This is a genomic window from Methylobacterium sp. WL7, assembly GCF_008040085.1.
Taxonomy (GTDB): Bacteria; Pseudomonadota; Alphaproteobacteria; order Rhizobiales; family Beijerinckiaceae; genus Methylobacterium; species Methylobacterium mesophilicum.
Window position 1 is genome coordinate 1 of sequence record NZ_VRVG01000002.1, and the last position, 15,220, is coordinate 15,220.

16 protein-coding genes and 1 pseudogene are annotated in these 15,220 nt (G+C 70.4%); 8 read left to right on the top strand and 9 right to left on the bottom strand.

Translation table 11 applies throughout. From position 1 onward, the window contains the following. Positions 1-606 precede the first annotated feature (606 nt). Both dut and FV233_RS00625 read right to left on the bottom strand, forming a co-directional pair. Entirely contained in the window at positions 607-1,077 is a 471-nt protein-coding gene (gene dut / locus FV233_RS00620; protein WP_147896329.1) for a dUTP diphosphatase, read from the bottom strand. After that, entirely contained in the window at positions 1,074-1,955 is an 882-nt protein-coding gene (locus FV233_RS00625; protein ID WP_147856743.1) for a CoA ester lyase, read from the bottom strand. The genes dut and FV233_RS00625 overlap by 4 nt, the downstream gene beginning before the upstream one ends. A 95-nt stretch (positions 1,956-2,050) precedes the next feature. On the opposite strand from FV233_RS00625, the gene FV233_RS00630 reads away from it, so the two are divergent. The 3 genes from FV233_RS00630 (at position 2,051) to FV233_RS00640 (ending at position 4,105) form a co-directional block, all read left to right on the top strand. Then, positions 2,051-2,791 (top strand): DUF429 domain-containing protein, encoded by a 741-nt coding sequence (locus tag FV233_RS00630; RefSeq protein ID WP_147896330.1) that lies wholly within the window; start codon positions 2,051-2,053, stop codon positions 2,789-2,791. A gap of 90 nt (positions 2,792-2,881) precedes the next feature. After that, positions 2,882-3,397, top strand: coding sequence for an NUDIX domain-containing protein (locus tag FV233_RS00635; protein WP_147896331.1), 516 nt, complete (start codon positions 2,882-2,884; stop codon positions 3,395-3,397). 45 nt (positions 3,398-3,442) lie between these two features. Continuing rightward, the gene (locus tag FV233_RS00640; protein ID WP_147856742.1) at positions 3,443-4,105 is read left to right on the top strand and encodes a carbonic anhydrase; all 663 of its coding nucleotides are present in this window, start codon (positions 3,443-3,445) and stop codon (positions 4,103-4,105) included. A 283-nt stretch (positions 4,106-4,388) separates the two neighbouring features. On the opposite strand, the gene FV233_RS00645 is transcribed toward FV233_RS00640, so the two are convergent. Then, positions 4,389-5,093, bottom strand: a complete 705-nt coding sequence (locus tag FV233_RS00645) for a DUF4142 domain-containing protein (protein WP_147896332.1) — start codon at positions 5,091-5,093, stop codon at positions 4,389-4,391. Between the two features lie 208 nt (positions 5,094-5,301). On the opposite strand from FV233_RS00645, the gene FV233_RS00650 reads away from it, so the two are divergent. The 5 genes from FV233_RS00650 to nudC all read left to right on the top strand — a co-directional run bounded on the left by FV233_RS00650 (position 5,302) and on the right by nudC (position 9,416). After that, positions 5,302-6,450 (top strand): acyltransferase, encoded by a 1,149-nt coding sequence (locus FV233_RS00650; RefSeq protein ID WP_187278024.1) that lies wholly within the window; start codon positions 5,302-5,304, stop codon positions 6,448-6,450. Positions 6,451-6,477: 27 nt separating this feature from the next. Beyond that, complete coding sequence (locus FV233_RS00655; protein ID WP_147856303.1) at positions 6,478-7,341, top strand: universal stress protein; 864 nt, start codon at positions 6,478-6,480, stop codon at positions 7,339-7,341. A 61-nt stretch (positions 7,342-7,402) separates the two neighbouring features. Continuing rightward, positions 7,403-8,008: a hypothetical protein gene (locus tag FV233_RS00660; protein WP_147856304.1), complete on the top strand. Its 606-nt coding sequence runs from the start codon at positions 7,403-7,405 to the stop codon at positions 8,006-8,008. An 82-nt stretch (positions 8,009-8,090) separates the two neighbouring features. Next, positions 8,091-8,510, top strand: coding sequence for an HIT family protein (locus FV233_RS00665; RefSeq protein ID WP_147856305.1), 420 nt, complete (start codon positions 8,091-8,093; stop codon positions 8,508-8,510). A gap of 6 nt (positions 8,511-8,516) precedes the next feature. Further along, the gene (nudC, locus tag FV233_RS00670; RefSeq protein ID WP_147856306.1) at positions 8,517-9,416 is read left to right on the top strand and encodes an NAD(+) diphosphatase; all 900 of its coding nucleotides are present in this window, start codon (positions 8,517-8,519) and stop codon (positions 9,414-9,416) included. Between the two features lie 15 nt (positions 9,417-9,431). Here the strand turns inward: nudC and FV233_RS00675 are convergent, their stop codons facing one another. From FV233_RS00675 to FV233_RS00700, 6 genes and pseudogenes are all read right to left on the bottom strand, one after another. Beyond that, positions 9,432-9,770 carry a DUF6883 domain-containing protein gene (locus tag FV233_RS00675; RefSeq protein ID WP_147896333.1) on the bottom strand — a complete coding sequence of 113 codons (339 nt, stop codon included), beginning with the start codon at positions 9,768-9,770 and terminating at the stop codon, positions 9,432-9,434. Then, positions 9,767-10,018 carry a DUF4926 domain-containing protein gene (locus FV233_RS30085; protein ID WP_187277834.1) on the bottom strand — a complete coding sequence of 84 codons (252 nt, stop codon included), beginning with the start codon at positions 10,016-10,018 and terminating at the stop codon, positions 9,767-9,769. Before FV233_RS30085 ends, FV233_RS00675 begins: the two co-directional genes overlap by 4 nt. Before the next feature lie 98 nt (positions 10,019-10,116). Beyond that, positions 10,117-10,412 (bottom strand): annotated as a pseudogene (locus FV233_RS00685) (type II toxin-antitoxin system RelE/ParE family toxin). Beyond that, positions 10,402-10,647 carry a type II toxin-antitoxin system Phd/YefM family antitoxin gene (locus FV233_RS00690; protein ID WP_147856309.1) on the bottom strand — a complete coding sequence of 82 codons (246 nt, stop codon included), beginning with the start codon at positions 10,645-10,647 and terminating at the stop codon, positions 10,402-10,404. The pseudogene FV233_RS00685 and the gene FV233_RS00690 overlap by 11 nt, the downstream one beginning before the upstream one ends. A gap of 89 nt (positions 10,648-10,736) precedes the next feature. Continuing rightward, positions 10,737-12,215, bottom strand: coding sequence for a siroheme synthase CysG (gene cysG / locus FV233_RS00695; protein ID WP_147896334.1), 1,479 nt, complete (start codon positions 12,213-12,215; stop codon positions 10,737-10,739). A 153-nt stretch (positions 12,216-12,368) separates the two neighbouring features. Further along, the gene (locus FV233_RS00700; protein WP_147896335.1) at positions 12,369-15,065 is read right to left on the bottom strand and encodes a nitrate reductase; all 2,697 of its coding nucleotides are present in this window, start codon (positions 15,063-15,065) and stop codon (positions 12,369-12,371) included. Between the last annotated feature and the right edge of the window lie 155 nt (positions 15,066-15,220).

A 15,220-nucleotide genomic window follows, 5' to 3' on the forward strand; every position in this document is an offset into this window, starting at 1 on the left:
GGGGTTGCGCGCCTCGACCGAGAGCGTGTCGAGTTGGACCGCTTGTGCGGTGCGACCCGTGCTGTCCTGCGCGAACGCAGCGTGGTTCGTAGTCAGGAGGAGCGTTGTCAAAGGTACGACGTGGCGGATGTATGTGCAGGTCATGAATTTCCGGGCGCCGATCAAGTCGAGGCATTGAGTCGACGACCGGTTCCTCTCTCCGCAAGCGGATCGGCGTGGGAATCATCGTTGCGTCAACGGATCGCGGCTACCAGCGGCGAAATTCTCAAGCAAGAAATAAAAATTAGATTATATAAATTTCAAGCTGTTAGTATGGCAATTTATTGTCACTCAATATTGAGAGGTAAAATAATTTAATATCTCAATCGGCTTTTCTCGATTGGAAATTAGTGGAGAAAAAACATGATATTTAATTCTCGTTCTCGTCCTGATCTGGCGGAACAAAGCGTAGCACTCGAAGGAGCCCTCCAGAAGCCTCTGTGATCCCTGGAAGCCTCCTTCGAGCCCCGCTGCGCGCGCGTCTCAGGAAGAAGTGGTTGGATGGGATGGGGCGGAAATCTGGATGCCTGGCGTTCTTGCGCGGTTTCGGGATCGGACGCGCGTCGCCTACCGCCCGCTCGACCCGAACCCCCCTGCCCCACGGCCCGAGCCCGATCCGGGCGCGTCGTCCAGCACGGTCAGGACCGGCCGGGTCACGCGGGTGAAGACCAGTTGGGCGATCCGGTCGCCCGGCTCGATCCGGATCGGCCGCGCGTCGTCGCGGTTCCAGGCCGAGACCATCAGGGGGCCTTCGTAATCCGCGTCGATCACGCCGGTGCCGTTGCCTAGCACCAGCCCGTCGCGATGGCCGCGTCCGGAGCGCGGGAAGATCAGGCCGCACCAGGCGGGGTCGCGGATCAGCACGCAGAAGCCCGCCGAGATCAGGGCGGGTGCGCCCCGGGGCGGCAGCGTCAGCGGCGCGTCCAGGCAGGCGTGGAGGTCGAGCCCGGCCGCCGCCGCCGAGCCCCAGCGCGGGAAGCCCCAGCCAGGCAGCCGCGGGTCGAGGAGACGCAGGCCGACCTCGGGGAGCTCGTTCACGCGCCGAGCCGTTCGATTGCCTCGGCCAAGGCCAGGGTGCGCCGTGCGGCCTCGACATGGAGGCGCTCGACCATGCGCCCGTCCAGCGCGATGACCCCGTGGGCCTGGGTCTCCGGTGCGTCGAAGGCCGCGGCGACCCGGCGGGCCTCCGCGATCTCGGCCGCGTCGGGCCCGAACGCGGCGTTGGCCGGGCCGATCTGGCTCGGGTGGATCAGCATCTTGCCGTCGAAGCCCAGGTCGCGGCCCTCCGCGCATTCCGCCTCGAATCCGGCCGCGTCGTCGAGTCCCGAAAAGACCCCGTCGATCGCCTCGATCTCGTAGGCCCGGGCGGCGGCCAGGACAGTCATCAGCCAGGGCACCAGGGCGGCCCGGCCGGGGGGGCGGATCCGCGCCGCCTTCAGGAGGTCGTTGGGGCCGATGACCAGGGCGGCGAGCCTTCCGTCCACGTCCCGGGCGGCCCCGGCGATCTCGGCGGCGTTCACCACCGCCATCGGGGTCTCGATCATCGCCCAGATCCGCGTCGCCGCGGGCGCCCCGAGCCGGCGCAGGCGGGCGCCCACCATGATCAGCGCGTCGGAGCTGCGCACTTTCGGCACTAGGATCGCGTCCGGGCCGGCGCCGGCCAGCGCCGCAAGGTCGGCCTCGCCGTCCTCGGTCTCGGGTGGGTTGATCCGCACCACCACCTCGCGCCGGCCAAAGCCCGGTCCCGAGACCGCGGCGGCCACGAGGGCGCGGGCCTCGGCCTTCTTCTCCGGCGCGACGCCATCTTCCAGGTCGATCAGGATCACGTCGGCGGGCAGCGTGCGCGCCTTTTCCAGGGCGCGGGCGTTGGAGCCGGGCATGGCAAGCACGCTGCGGCGGGGACGGATCTCGCTCATCACGCTTCTCCCGGGCCGGCGGCAATGCCCTTCGGGTGGCCGATAGCTTTCCACCGCGTCCCGGGCAAGAACGCATCGCGGGATGCGGGGACGGGATGGCGCGCTGGGTCGCAGGGCTGGACGGCTGCCGGGGCGCCTGGGCGGGGGCGCTCCTCGACCTCGACGATCCCGGCCGGCACCGCTGTGCCCTGTTCCCCGACGTGGCCGCGCTCCTCGACGCGCCGGAGCAGCCGCTGATCGTCGGCATCGACATACCGATCGGCCTGCCGGACCGGATCTTCTCCGGCGGCCGGGGCGCCGACAGGGCCGCCCGCCTCAGACTCGGCCCGGCACGCTCGTCCGTCTTCCCGATGCCGGCCCGGGCGGCGGTCTACGCGGCGGATTACGACGCGGCCAAGGCCATCGCCCGGGCGACGAGCGACCCGCCCGTCGCGCCCTCGATCCAGGGCTACAACATCTTCCGCTATGTCCGCGCGGTGGACACGTTGCTGCGGGCGCGGCCGGAGGCGCTGGCGCGCGTCCACGAGGTCCACCCGGAGGTCGCCTTCCACGCCCTGAACGGTCTCCGGCCCCTCGGCTTGCCCAAGAAGGGTGCCCGGGCCCGCGAGGGCCATGCGCTGCGCCGGAGCCTGCTGGCGGCGGCGGGCCTGCCGGTCGCCCTGATCGAGGCCCGCACGAAGGGCATGCCCGCCGACGACCATCTCGACGCCCTCGCCGCCCTGGTGGTGGCCCGGGACATCTTCGAAGGCCGCGCGGTGCCGTTGCCGGACCCGCTGGAGCGGGATGCGTACGGTCTGCCGATGGTGATCTGGGCGCCGGCCGCGCGTGTGCCGTGAGCCGCTACAGCAAGGTCTCGCGATCGCTCACAACTTGGTGATCGTGGCAGAGCGGTGTCCGTCCGGGGGGCCGCGCTCTAGCTCAATTGCATGAGCGAACCGAACACACCCGCGATCCGCCACATCGCCCGGGCGATCGTCCTCGACCCGCAGGACCGAATCCTGCTGATCGCCTACGCCTCCGTCCACGCCAGGGGGCCGGACGGCGAGCCGCTCCGCTTCTGGTTCATGCCCGGTGGCGGCCTGGAGCCCGGCGAGGATCACGTCACCGCCTGCCGGCGGGAACTGGGCGAGGAGATCGGACGCGACGACGTCGCGATCGGTCCGCAGGTCGCGGCCTGCGACGGCCCGTTCCACCTGTTCCGCCAATCGCGGGACGCCCGCGAGCGCTACTTCCTGGCCCGCCTACCCGACGACCGGATCGATACCAGCCGGCTCGCCGAGACCGAGGACAACCCGGTGATCGGAACCCGCTGGTGGCCGCTGGCCGAACTCAAGGCGAGCGGCGAGCGCGTCGAGCCGGCAGGGCTGGCCGATCTCGCAGCCGATCTTGCGGCCGGGACTATTCCGCCCCGGCCGCGCGTTCTGACTTGGCACGATCACTGATGCGGATCTCGCACCTGCGAAGATCCCGAACCTGAAGGAGATGGCATGTTCCCTGAATTCCTGACCGAGGGCTACCGCGCGTTCCTGGCCGACCGGTTTCCCACCGAGCGGCGGCGCTTCGCGCAGCTCGCTCAGAGCCAGGAGCCTCAGATCCTGGTGATCAGCTGCTGCGACAGCCGCGTGGCCCCGGAGGCGATCTTCGATGCCGGCCCCGGTGAATTGTTTGTGATCCGCAACGTGGCCAACATCGTGCCGACCTACGAGCCGGACGGCGCCTATCACGGCACCTCGGCGGCCATCGAGTTCGCGGTCCAGGCGCTCGAGGTGAAGCACATCGTCGTGCTGGGCCACGCCACCTGCGGCGGCATCAAGGCCTTCGCCAACAAGGCCGCGCCGCTCTCGAGCAGCAACTTCATCGGCAAGTGGGTCTCTCTGGTGGGCGCCGCGGAGGCTAAGGCCGGCGATTCGAGCGCGCCGGACTACCTGACCCGGATGGAGCACGCCATGGTCAGCCAGAGCATGGAGAACCTGTTGAGCTTCCCGTTCATCAAAGAGCGGGTCGAGGACGGCCGGCTCAACATCCACGGCGCGCATTTCGGCGTCGCCAACGGCGTGCTGCTGGTACGGAATCCGGAGACCGGCGACTTCCACCCGGCGGTGGACGATGCCGGCCGCAAGATCCTGCCGACCGCGGTGGCCTGCGACTGAGGGGCTGCTTCGAGGCGGAGCACCGGGCGCGATCGCGATCCGGTCGAACTCGGCTCATAGGCTGGTTTGACTGGAAGGGGCTCCGCGGGGCGACGTATCCGCACGCCAGATATCCAAACCTTCCCCTCATCCCTCGAAGTCCGCCGGCGTCAGGATGAGGGCGCGGGGGTGGGAGTGTCCAAGGCAGGACATCTTCGTCGCGACCAGACACGAGAAAGGCGGCGGGCTCGCGCCTGCCGCCTCTCGCCGTGCCGCCCGGCCGAAGCCGGGCGATCCTAAAAGATCACATCGCGCCCGGGAGACGCTGGGCGTGGTCGTAGTGCATCTGAAGGGCCGGCAGGGCCTGCTGGGCGTAATTGCGAAGGGCCGGGTTCGGGCCGCCCTGAGCGTAGGCCTGGGTCATGGCGATCGTCATCTGGTGCGCCTGGATCTGCTGGCTGGCGTAGAGACGGTCGAAACGCGGGCCGGCCGGGGTCGCGGACAGCTCGGCGAGCATCGCCTGCTGCTCGGGGCTCGGCGGGACGACCGTCGAGGCGCCGGTGGCCATGGCATCGCCGCGGCCGAGGCGGCTGCCCGCCGCCGCGCCGTTGGCCGCGCCCGTGCCGACGCCCTGAAGGCCGCCGACCGGGCCGCCCGAAAGGGTGCCGCCGACCACACCCGTCGCCGCGCCCACGCCGGCGCCGACAGCGCCGCCCGCCATGGCCAGCGGGGCGGTCACGAGGCCGCCGAGGCCTTCGTCACGAGCCGCCATGTAGTTGTTCTCGCCGCCAGCCAGCGCCACGTTGGCGGCGCGATGGTCGCGGATGACTTCCTGGGCGAACGACCGCACCTTGGGATTGCGCGACTTGGACAGGGCGATCTGCGAGGACTGGACCTCGAAGGCGTTCGCCTGCATCGACTGCAAACGGAAATCGTTGGCGCCCTGCGCGAAGGCGGGGGTCGACAGCGCCAGGACGAGCGCGGACGCAGCAGCGTAGTTCTTAAGCATGAAAACCTCGAGTACGTGTTGAAGACGCGAAGCGGCCCGCGGGGCCAGCAAAGGTCCGGACCTCGTCGAAGGTCCAAGATCTCGCAGCCGAAACCGTACGGCGACACGTTCGCGAATTGGTTCGACAACGGGGCTATCGGCTTATGGTTCCTGCCGTTTTCTGCTGAGAACCTGGGATTTGAGGAACTCCATTTGTGCTGAAGGCTCCGTGACCCTGTTCGGAATCCAGGTCCTGCGCGCCGCCGCGGCGCTGATGGTGGTCTGGCATCACGCACGGCACGAGGCCGGGCTATTGGCTGCGCGCGGCGCCGGCCCGACCCTCGATCCCGGTACGCTCCTGCCGTGGTGGGGCGGGGTCGACCTGTTCTTCGTGATCTCGGGCTTCGTCATCGTCCATGCGAGCGGCCGGCTGTTCGGGGCGCCGGGTGGGCGGGCCCGCTTCCTGGCGCACCGCGTCGCCCGGGTGGTGCCCCTGTACTGGCTGGTGAGCCTGATCGTCCTGGCCCTCGCCCTCGCGCGCCCCGAATGGCTGAGCGATGCCGCGGCCCTCGTCGGCGAGCCGGGCACGATCCTGGCCGGGTTCCTGTTCTGGCCGGCGGCCCGGCCGGACGGCGCCATCCAGCCCCTCTACGGCCTCGGCTGGACCCTCAATTACGAGGCGTTCTTCTACGGGCTCTTCGCCTTCGGGCTGGGCTTCGGCCGGCGCGGCGCCGTGATTTGGCTCGCTCTGGCCCTGGTGCTGCTGGTGACCGCCGGTGCGCTCGTGCCCGGGCTGCCGGTGCCGATCCGGTTCTGGGCCAACCCGATCGTGCTGGAATTCCTGCTCGGCGCCGGGCTCGCCCTCGCCCATCGGGAGGGGCTTCGGCCTGGATCCGCATTTCGCCTCGGGCTCGGGGTGACGGGGATTCTCGGCCTGGCCCTGGCCGCACGCCTGCTCGGCGGCGACGGGGCCGCGGATGGGTTCCTGCGCCCGCTGCTCGTCGGCCTGCCGTCGGCGCTGCTGGTGGCCGCCGCCCTCGGTCCGGAGCGGGACGCCACGGAGATCCGAGCGCTGCCCGCGCCCGCGCGGGGGCTCGTGATGCTCGGGAACGCCTCCTACGCGCTCTACCTCGTCCACCCGTTCGCGCTGCGCCTCGGGCGCGAGGCGCTGCTGCGGCTCGGCCTCGCCCCGATCCTGCACCCCTGGGGCAGCGTCGCCGCGATGCTCGTCGGCAGCGTCGCGGCCGCCCTGCTGGTCCACCGGTTCGTCGAGCGGCCGCTGAGCCGCTGGGCGCGCGACCGCCTGGATCCCGGTGCCGCGCAAAACGGTGTGCGCCCCGTCCCAGCCCCGGTTCCCACCGGGCCTCGGGCGGATTAGCCTCGCGCACCGGAGGAGGATGCCGCGATGAAGACCTTGCTCGTACCCGTCGCGATGCACGACGGCCTGACCTCCGTGTTCGAGACCACGCGGCTCGCGGCGTCGCGCTTCGGCAGCCTGATTGAGGGCGTGTCCCTGCGCCCGGCGCTCGCCGAGTACGTCCCCGTCGACATGGTCGGCGGCATGACCTGGCTGCGCGACGAGGAGGCCGACCGCGCCGAGGCCGAGGAGGCCGGCGGCCGCTTCGTCGCCTTCATGGATGCGGCCGGGATCCCGCGGCACGCCCGCGACGGCCTGTGCATCCCCGAGAAAGTGGCGGATGCCGGGCCGCGCTACCGCTGGCGGCAGGACGTGCCCACCGGCGACGCGTTCCTGGGCCAATACGCCCGGCTGTTCTCGGCCACCGTGGTCGGACGCCCGGGGACCACCGACAACGCCCCGCGGATGACCACCTTCGAGACCGCGCTGTTCGAGGGCGGCCGGCCGATCCTGCTGGCGCCACCGGTCGCCCCGACGTCACTCGGCGAGGCGATCCTGATCGCCTGGAACGGCTCCACCGAGACCGCCCGGGCGGTGGCCTTCGCGATGCCGTTCCTGCGCCGGGCCGAGCGGGTGCTGGTGCTCAGCGTCGAGGGCGGCATGGTTCCGGGGCCGAGCGCACAGGACCTCGCCCAGGCGTTGGCATGCGAGGGCGTGGCGGCCTCGCACCGCTCTCTTCCGTCCGGCCGGCGCGCGCCGGGCGAGACCTTTTTGGCGGAAGCCAAGGCGTTTGGCTGCGATCTGCTGATCAAGGGCGCCTACACCCAGAGCCGCTTGCGCCAGATGATTTTCGGCGGCGTCACCAGCCACGTCCTGGCCCATGCCGACATGCCGGTGCTGCTGGCGCATTGACGGTGATCGGAACCGCCGCGCGCGCCTGGCGTTCGGCCACGGCAGCCGGATCAGGATCACCGTGACGACATTCGCGACTCGTTTCCTCCTCGCCGCCCTGATGATGGTCGCCGGTGCGACCGCCGTCCGGGCGCAGACGACCACCGTGCGGTTCCGCGGCATCGTAGACTGGGCCGAGGCCGACCGGATCCAGATCCGCCGGCCCGGCGGCAGCACGCTGACCCTGCGAATGAACCCCCGGACCCGCGTCTTCGCCGTGACTGAGGCGGCCCTGCGCAACATCAAGCCCGAGAGCTACGTCAGCGTTCTGGCTACGCCCGGCGCCGAGCCGGTTCGGGCCAAGGCCGTGACGCTGTATTCCCCCTCTGAGCGCGGCTTCGAGGCTGGGACCCAGCCTTGGGATACCGACCCGGGCGCGACCCTCACGGCGGGCTGGGTTGCCGACCTTCAGCGCGGGCGCCCGCTCCGGTTGACGTTGGGTTACGGCGGCGGCCAGGCGAGCTTTTCGGTGCCGGATGGGACCCCGGTCACCGCCATCGCTCCCGGTGAGAAGGCCCTGCTCGAACCGGGCGCGGCCGTCACCCTGTTCGCCCAGTCCGGGTCGGACGGGACCCTCTCTGTCGGCACGATCGCGGTGGGCCGTCAGGGGGCGGTGCCTTCCTTTTGACGATTGCGTTGCTGCGGCTGCGTTCTTGATCCGCGCATCGGGCAGGCGCGCCGCGGTCCAGGCTGCGCTACAGGTTCGAGTTATGACCGAGTCCGCCTTCGCCCTCGATCCGCGCCTGGCCGCCGACACCGTCGAGGTGGGTGACCTCGCTCTGTGCCGCGTGCTGCTGATGGACGATGCCCGGTTCCCCTGGCTGATCCTGGTGCCGCGCCGGCCGGACGTCTCCGAGACTACCGACCTGTCCGAGGCCGACGCCGCGGCGCTGTGGCGGGAGATCCGCATCGCCACCGGGGTGATGCAGGCGCTGTCGAAGCCCGATAAGGTCAATGTCGGGGCGCTGGGCAACGTCGTGGCGCAACTCCACGTCCACGTGGTCGGCCGGTTCCGCTCCGACCCGGCCTGGCCGGGCCCGGTTTGGGGTTTCGAAAGCCGAAAACCTTATCCGTTCCATGCCCGCGCCCAGCTGATCGAGCGCGCCGGCACCCTGTTCTCCGCGGCTTGAACCCGTATGACCGATCCCCGCGACACCCTCGGCTTCGTCCGCAACCGCCTCGACCGGCACTCGGCGGAGCAGCCCGAGGAGGCGGTGCCTCCGTTCGATGCACCGGACGCACGCCTCGTCGTGATCTGCGGCGACCGGATCGTGCTGCGCGGGTCTACCGCGCTGATCACCCCGGCCGAGGCGCCGGACCTGTCCGACACGCGCATCTTCCTGGGCCATCGGGACGGGCGGCCGGTCTTCGCCGCGTCGGCGCCGGCCGAGGCCGCGGAGGGTTTTGCCGCCGGCGGGACCCGCACCCTCGACCTGCGCGCCATCGCCACCGAATCCGCCGTCGAGGCCGAGGAACTGGGTCTGCTGGCGGTGGCCAAGTCGATGCTCGACTGGCACGCCCGACACGGCTTCTGCGCCAATTGCGGCACGGCCACCGCGGCGAAGGCCGGGGGTTTCCGCCGGGAATGCCCATCCTGCAACGCCCACCACTTCCCCCGGGTCGACCCGGTGGTGATCATGCTGGTGCGCCGGGGTGAGACCTGCCTGCTGGGGCGCGGCCCCCATTTCCGCCCCCACATGTATTCCTGCCTCGCCGGATTCCTGGAGCCCGGCGAGACCATCGAGGACGCGGTGCGCCGCGAAGTGTTCGAGGAGACGCGGATCCGCGTCGGCGCGGTCACATACCGGACCTCGCAGCCCTGGCCGTTCCCGTCCTCGCTGATGCTGGGCTGCGCCGCTGAGGCCCTCGACGGCGACATTGTCACCGACCCGAGCGAGTTGGAGGACGCCCGCTGGTTCGACCGCGCCGCGGTCGCCGCCATGCTGGCCGGCACCCACCCCGAGGGCATCCAGTCCCCGCCGCCCATGGCGATCGCCAACTACCTGATGCGGGCGTTCGTGGCCGGCGAAACCTGAGCCGTCCGTGCAGTTCTAGCTCTGCGGATAGGCGGTGACGAAGACGCCGTCGCCCGTTTCCTGATGGCGCAACACTGACAGGACGTTGCGGCTCGTGCCATCCGGCATCGGCATGCGGCCCTCGACGGCGAGCTGAGCGCCGGAGCGTCCGTGCCGGATACTGACGACCGGGTTCGTGGCGACACGTTCAAGCAGGGCGTCGGCCAGTGCCTTCGGATCGTCCGGGCGGAAGCCGGGCGCACTGAAGAATGTGGCTTTGGATCCACCGTCCGGATGCGCCAGATCGAGCAGGTAGTGGACGATCTTCTCGTGCGGAACGAGCACGTTCCTGAAGGGAACACGGGAGCCGATCAAAAGATCGGTTCCGCCGTGACTCGGAACTGGTCCGGTTTGAACGTGATGAGGGCCGCGAAGGGTTTGGTGAACTCGACTTCGTAGGCCGCCCCCCGCGCCCAGGTCCCGACGATCGTGCCCTCGCTTCCGGCTGGCAGGATGTGCCCGTCCTCAGTCTCGTGATGATCGACAAGCGCGATCCAGCTCAGCTCGCGGATCGCGGCACTTTGCCCCAAAGCTCGGCCGTAGAAGGTCGAGTCAAATGACATGCGATTATTCTACCGCGGATCACGCCGGCCAGCAAAAGCTATGGGCGTGATTGCTTCGGCATTGCCAATGCTGGATCGTGACTCCACCCCCGGCTGAGTCATCGTTTCTGCGCCGTCCGGTACACGTCGTCCCGGCTGCGCTTGCCGACAGCGATCACGGTCACCGTGATCGCTGCATCGCTGCATCGCTGACTCGGTAAACCAAGCGATAGCCGGCGGCGCGCAGCTTGATCTTGTAGCAATCCTTCAGTTCTGCGCCGTGCAGCCTGTCCGCCGGGACATGGGGTGTCTCCAACCGCTCAGCGAGCTTGGCCTTGAACTGCTGGCGGATGGTGTCGCCGAGCTTGCGCCATTCCTTCAGAGCGGAGGGAAGGAATTGCAGCTCATAGCTCATCCAGCGCGACTTTCACCGGCACCTCGCCGGATCGCGCCCGGATCAAAGTAGCCAGCTCGGCGTCGTCGATCAGCTCCATCATCGCCTCGTAGGCGGCCGGAGGGACCATGTAGGCCATGACCCGGTTGTGGTTGAGGATCGCGACCGTCTCGCCCTGCGCCTCACTCAACACGCCGGCGGGACTCTTCTTCAGATCCGACACGCTCACGGCTACGTTCGCCAGCACGGCCTGCATCTCAAGCTCCGAAGGATTCCGTTCTGCCTCCGAAATTCGATACCGGATTCGGTACTGCATTTCGACTCGCCAAACGCCACCCCTCGGGCTCAGATCGCCACCCGCACCGGCGCCGCCTCGTCCGGCACCGCCGCCCGTGTCTCCGAGAATGCCTCGCCCACCATCAGCAGCGCCGGTCCGTCGAGGCCGGCGGCTTCGACATGGTCGGCGAGGTCGGCGGCGGTGCCGCGCAGCGACGCTTGATTCGGGCGGCTGACGTTGAACACCAGCAGCGCCGGGGTCGCGGGTGCCAGCCCTTCCTCCACCGCCCGGGCGAGCAGCGCCCGCAAGGTGCGCTTGGGCATGTAGACCACGGTGGTCACGCTCGGATCGGCGAGCGCGCCCCAGTTCAGGTCGTCCGGAAGGGCGCCGCGGCGGTCGTGGCCGGTGACGAATTGCAGGCGGCGGGCGGCGTCGCGGTGGGTCAGCGACAGGCCCAGCGCCGCTGCGGCCCCCTGCGCGGCCGAGATGCCCGGCACCACGGTGACGGGGATGCCCGCGGCCCGGCAAGCCTCGATCTCCTCGCCGGCCCGGCCGAACACCAGCGGGTCGCCGGATTTCAGCCGCACCACCTGCTTGCCGGTGCGGGCGAGCTGAACCATCAGCGCGTTGATGTCGTCCTGGCGGCAGGACGGGCCGTGCCCGGTCTTGCCCACCAGCATGGTCCGCGCCTCGCGGCGGGCATAGTCCAGGATCTCCGGGGCGACGAGGTCGTCGTACAGGATCACGTCGGCATTGCGCAGCGCCCGCAGGGCCTTGAGCGTGAGCAGCTCCGCGTCGCCCGGACCGGCGCCGACGAGGCTCACCGCGCCGCCCTTCGGCGCCGCCTCGGTCTCGCCGAGCAGCTCGGCGAGGTCCTGCTGCGTCGGGGCGCGGTCCGGCTCCGCGAAGGCGCGATCGGTGAAGCGCTCCCAGAAGCTGCGCCGCTCGCTGAACCCGTGGAACCGGGCGGTGACGCCGTCCCGCCAGTCGCGGGCGGCCCCCACCCAGCGACTGAACCCGCGCGGCAGCATCGCCTCGATCCGGGCGCGCACGGTCTGCCCGAAGACCGGCGCCGCGCCCTCGGTGGAGATGCCGACCACCAGCGGCGAGCGGTTGACGATGGCGCCGAACTTGACGTCGCACAGGTGCGGTCGGTCCACCGCGTTGACGATGGCCCCGGCGCCGCGGGCTGCGACCACGAAGGCGACGCAGTCGGCCTCGTCCTCCATGGCGCCGATGCAGAAGGCCGCGCCCCAGAGGTCGTCGGGCGTCCAGGCACGCTCGTGAAGATCGACGCTGCCGTCGACGATCTCGTTCGGCACCGCGCGCAGCTCGTCGCTGGGCTGAGGCGCGTAGACGTCGACATGGGCGCCCGCGGCGGCCAGGACCTTCACCTTCCAGGGCGCCCCACCCGAGGATCCGGCGAGCACCACCCGCTTGCCGCGCAGGGGCACGAACACCGGCAGCACCGCCAACGGCTCCAGGCCGGCGGATTGGGTCTCGCGGGGTGCGCGGGCCGCGCGCAGGAGGCTTGGGGTGTCGGTCACGAATCTATCCTGAGCCTACATCGTGCCGGTTATCCCAACCGACAACCTCATCCTGAGGTGCCGCGTCGCTGCCGCCGCTCCGCGCCCGCATCCCGGGATGAGGGGGCTGGTGGGACGGGCCGCTCCGTTCTCGATTCGGCATATATCAAAGAATCACGCGGCGCGGGCGGTCTGGCCGGGGAGCATCTTGCGGATCTCGGGGATGCAGGAGCCGCAATTCGTGCCCGCCTTGCAGGCCGCGCCCACAGCCTCGACGGAATCAGCTCCCGCCGCGATGGTCGCGGCGATCACGTCGCCGCCGACCCCATGGCAGGCGCAGACGACCGGCCCGGCCGGCGCGGTGGCGGCGCGTCCCGAGAGCAAGGCGCGGCGCTCGGCCGCCTCGGGGGCCTCGACGGCGAATAGGGCCTTGGCCGCCTCCCAGTCCGGGCGTGCTTCCGCGGGGGCGTAGGCGAGGCTCGCGACCAGCCGCGGGCCGTAGTAGACGGCGCAGCGGTAGCGGTCGCGGGCATGGTCGGCGTATTCGGCGAGTTCGTAGCCGGCGAGCGCCTCGCTCTGGATCAGTCCGCGGACCATCAGCGCCACGGCGCTTGAACTGGCTGCGGTGGCGAATTGCACGCCCCATCCGCCGGTGATCGCCGCCCGCGCCCACCACCAGCCCTCCGGCAGCGCCACCTGGCGGCGCGACAGCAGGAAGCCCCGGGCCCGGTAGGTGACGGGCTCGAGGGCGGCGGGCGTCGCCTTCAACTCGGGCTGGCCCGAGACCGGGTCCGGTACGCCGCGGACGAGGGCGCCGACCCGCGCCTTCGACGCGTGGGCGCTGCCCCAATGCATCGGCATGAACAGGCAGCCCCGCACCACCGTGTCGGTGATCATCACCTCCAATTCGGCCTCGCCGTGCTCGGTCCGCAGGCGGGCGATGCCGCCCTCGATGAGGCCGAGGCCGGCCGCGTCATCCGGATGTACCTCGACGAACGGCACGGCACGATGCGCCGAGAGGCGCTGACTTTTCCCGGTGCGCGTCATCGTGTGCCAGTGGTCGCGCACCCGGCCGGTGTTGAGCACGAACGGGAAATCCTCCGAGACCGCCTGCGCCACGCCCGGAGGCTGCACCGCCACGAAGCGGGCGCGGCGGTCGAAGGTGTAGAACCGGCCGTCGCCGAACAGCCGGGCCCTGCCCTGCGGCGCGCCCTTCGGGCCGGAGCGCTTCGGGATCGGCCATTGCACCGGCAACGCGCTGTCGTAGGCGGCGTCGCCGACGTCGGTGAGCGCGCCCAGATCGAAGTCGCGGGTGCCGTTGTTCTCGTAGGCCGAGAGCCCGGCATGTTCGCGGAACACGGACGCCGCCGACGGGAAGGCGAAGGCGCGATCGTGGCCGAGCCGGCGCCCGACCTCGGACAGGACCGCCCAGTCGGCCCGTGCCTCGCCGGGAGCGGCCAGGAACCGGCGCTGCCGGGAGATCCGCCGCTCGGAATTGGTGACCGTGCCGTCCTTCTCGCCCCAGGCGAGGGCCGGCAGCAGCACCGTGGTCTTGCCGAGGCCCCGCACCGTGTCGGAATCGGCCATCACCTCGGAGACGGCGTAGAGTTCGAGCCCCTTGAGGGCCTCGCGGATCCGATCGGCCTGCGGCATCGAGACCAGCGGGTTGGTGCCCATCACCCACAGGGCCTTGATCTTGCCCCGGGCGACCGCCTCGAACAGGGCCACCGCCTTCATGCCCTCGCCGGTGACGATCCGGGGGGCGCCCCAGAACCGGCGCACCCGGTCCACCTCCTCGGGGGCGAAGTGCATGTGGGCGGCCAGCATGTTGGCCAGACCCCCGACCTCGCGGCCGCCCATGGCGTTGGGCTGGCCGGTGAGCGAGAACGGCCCCATCCCGGTCTCGCCGATGCGGCCGGTGATCAGGTGGCAGTTGATGATGCTGTTGCCCTTGTCGGTCCCCTGCGCCGACTGGTTCACACCCTGCGAGAAGGCGGTGACCACCCGGCGGGTGCCCGCAAACAGGTCGTAGAAGGCGCCGATGTCGGATGCTGGCACGCCGGTCGCGGCGGCGACCGCGGCCACGTCCGGCGCGATGAGGCGGGCGCGGTCGAGGGCGGCATCGAGCCCGGCGGTGTGGGCCTCCACGAAGGCCCGGTCGCGGAAGCCGTTATCCGAAAGGTGCACGAGCAGCCCCGAGAACAACGCTACGTCGCTGCCGGGACGGATCCCGAGGAACAGGTCGGCCTCCTGGCCGGTCTGGGTCCGGCGCGGGTCGATCACTACGAACTTGGTGCCCCGCCGGGCCTTGGCGTCGGCCATGCGGCGGAACAGGACCGGGTGGCACCAGGCGGCGTTGGACCCGACCATGACGATCAGGTCCGCCTCGTCCAAGTCCTCGTAGCAGCCGGGTACGGTGTCGGAGCCGAAGGCACGGCGGTGGGCCGCCACCGCGCTCGACATGCACAGCCGCGAATTGGTGTCGACGTGCGGCGTGCCGATGAAGCCCTTGGCCAGCTTGTTGGCGACGTAATAATCCTCGGTGAGGAGCTGCCCCGAGAGGTAGAACGCGATCGCTTCCGATCCGTGCGCCTCGGTCACCGCGCGCAGTCTTTCCGATACGGTCGACAGTGCCGCGTCCCACGAGGCCTGAACTCCATCGACCTGCGGGTGGAGCAGGCGGTTCTCCAGCGACAGGGTCTCGCCGAGCGCCGAGCCCTTCGAGCAGAGCCGGCCGAAATTGGCCGGGTGCTCGGAATCGCCCGCGATCGCCGCGCCGCCGTTCCCGTCCGGGGTCGCGAGCACGCCGCATCCGACCCCGCAATAGGGGCAGGTCGTGCGCACCGCCGGGTCTGCCACGGACAGGGTCATGGCTGGGTCCTCGAAAGTTCTTTGTTCGATAGCGACCGCAAGAGGTGGGCCGCGCTCCCCGTCACTCGACAGCGAGTGGATCGCCCTCGTGGCCAGATGGGGCGCGGGTCCCCTCTCCCGTTCGGGAGAGGGACAGGGTGAGGGATGCGACCTCT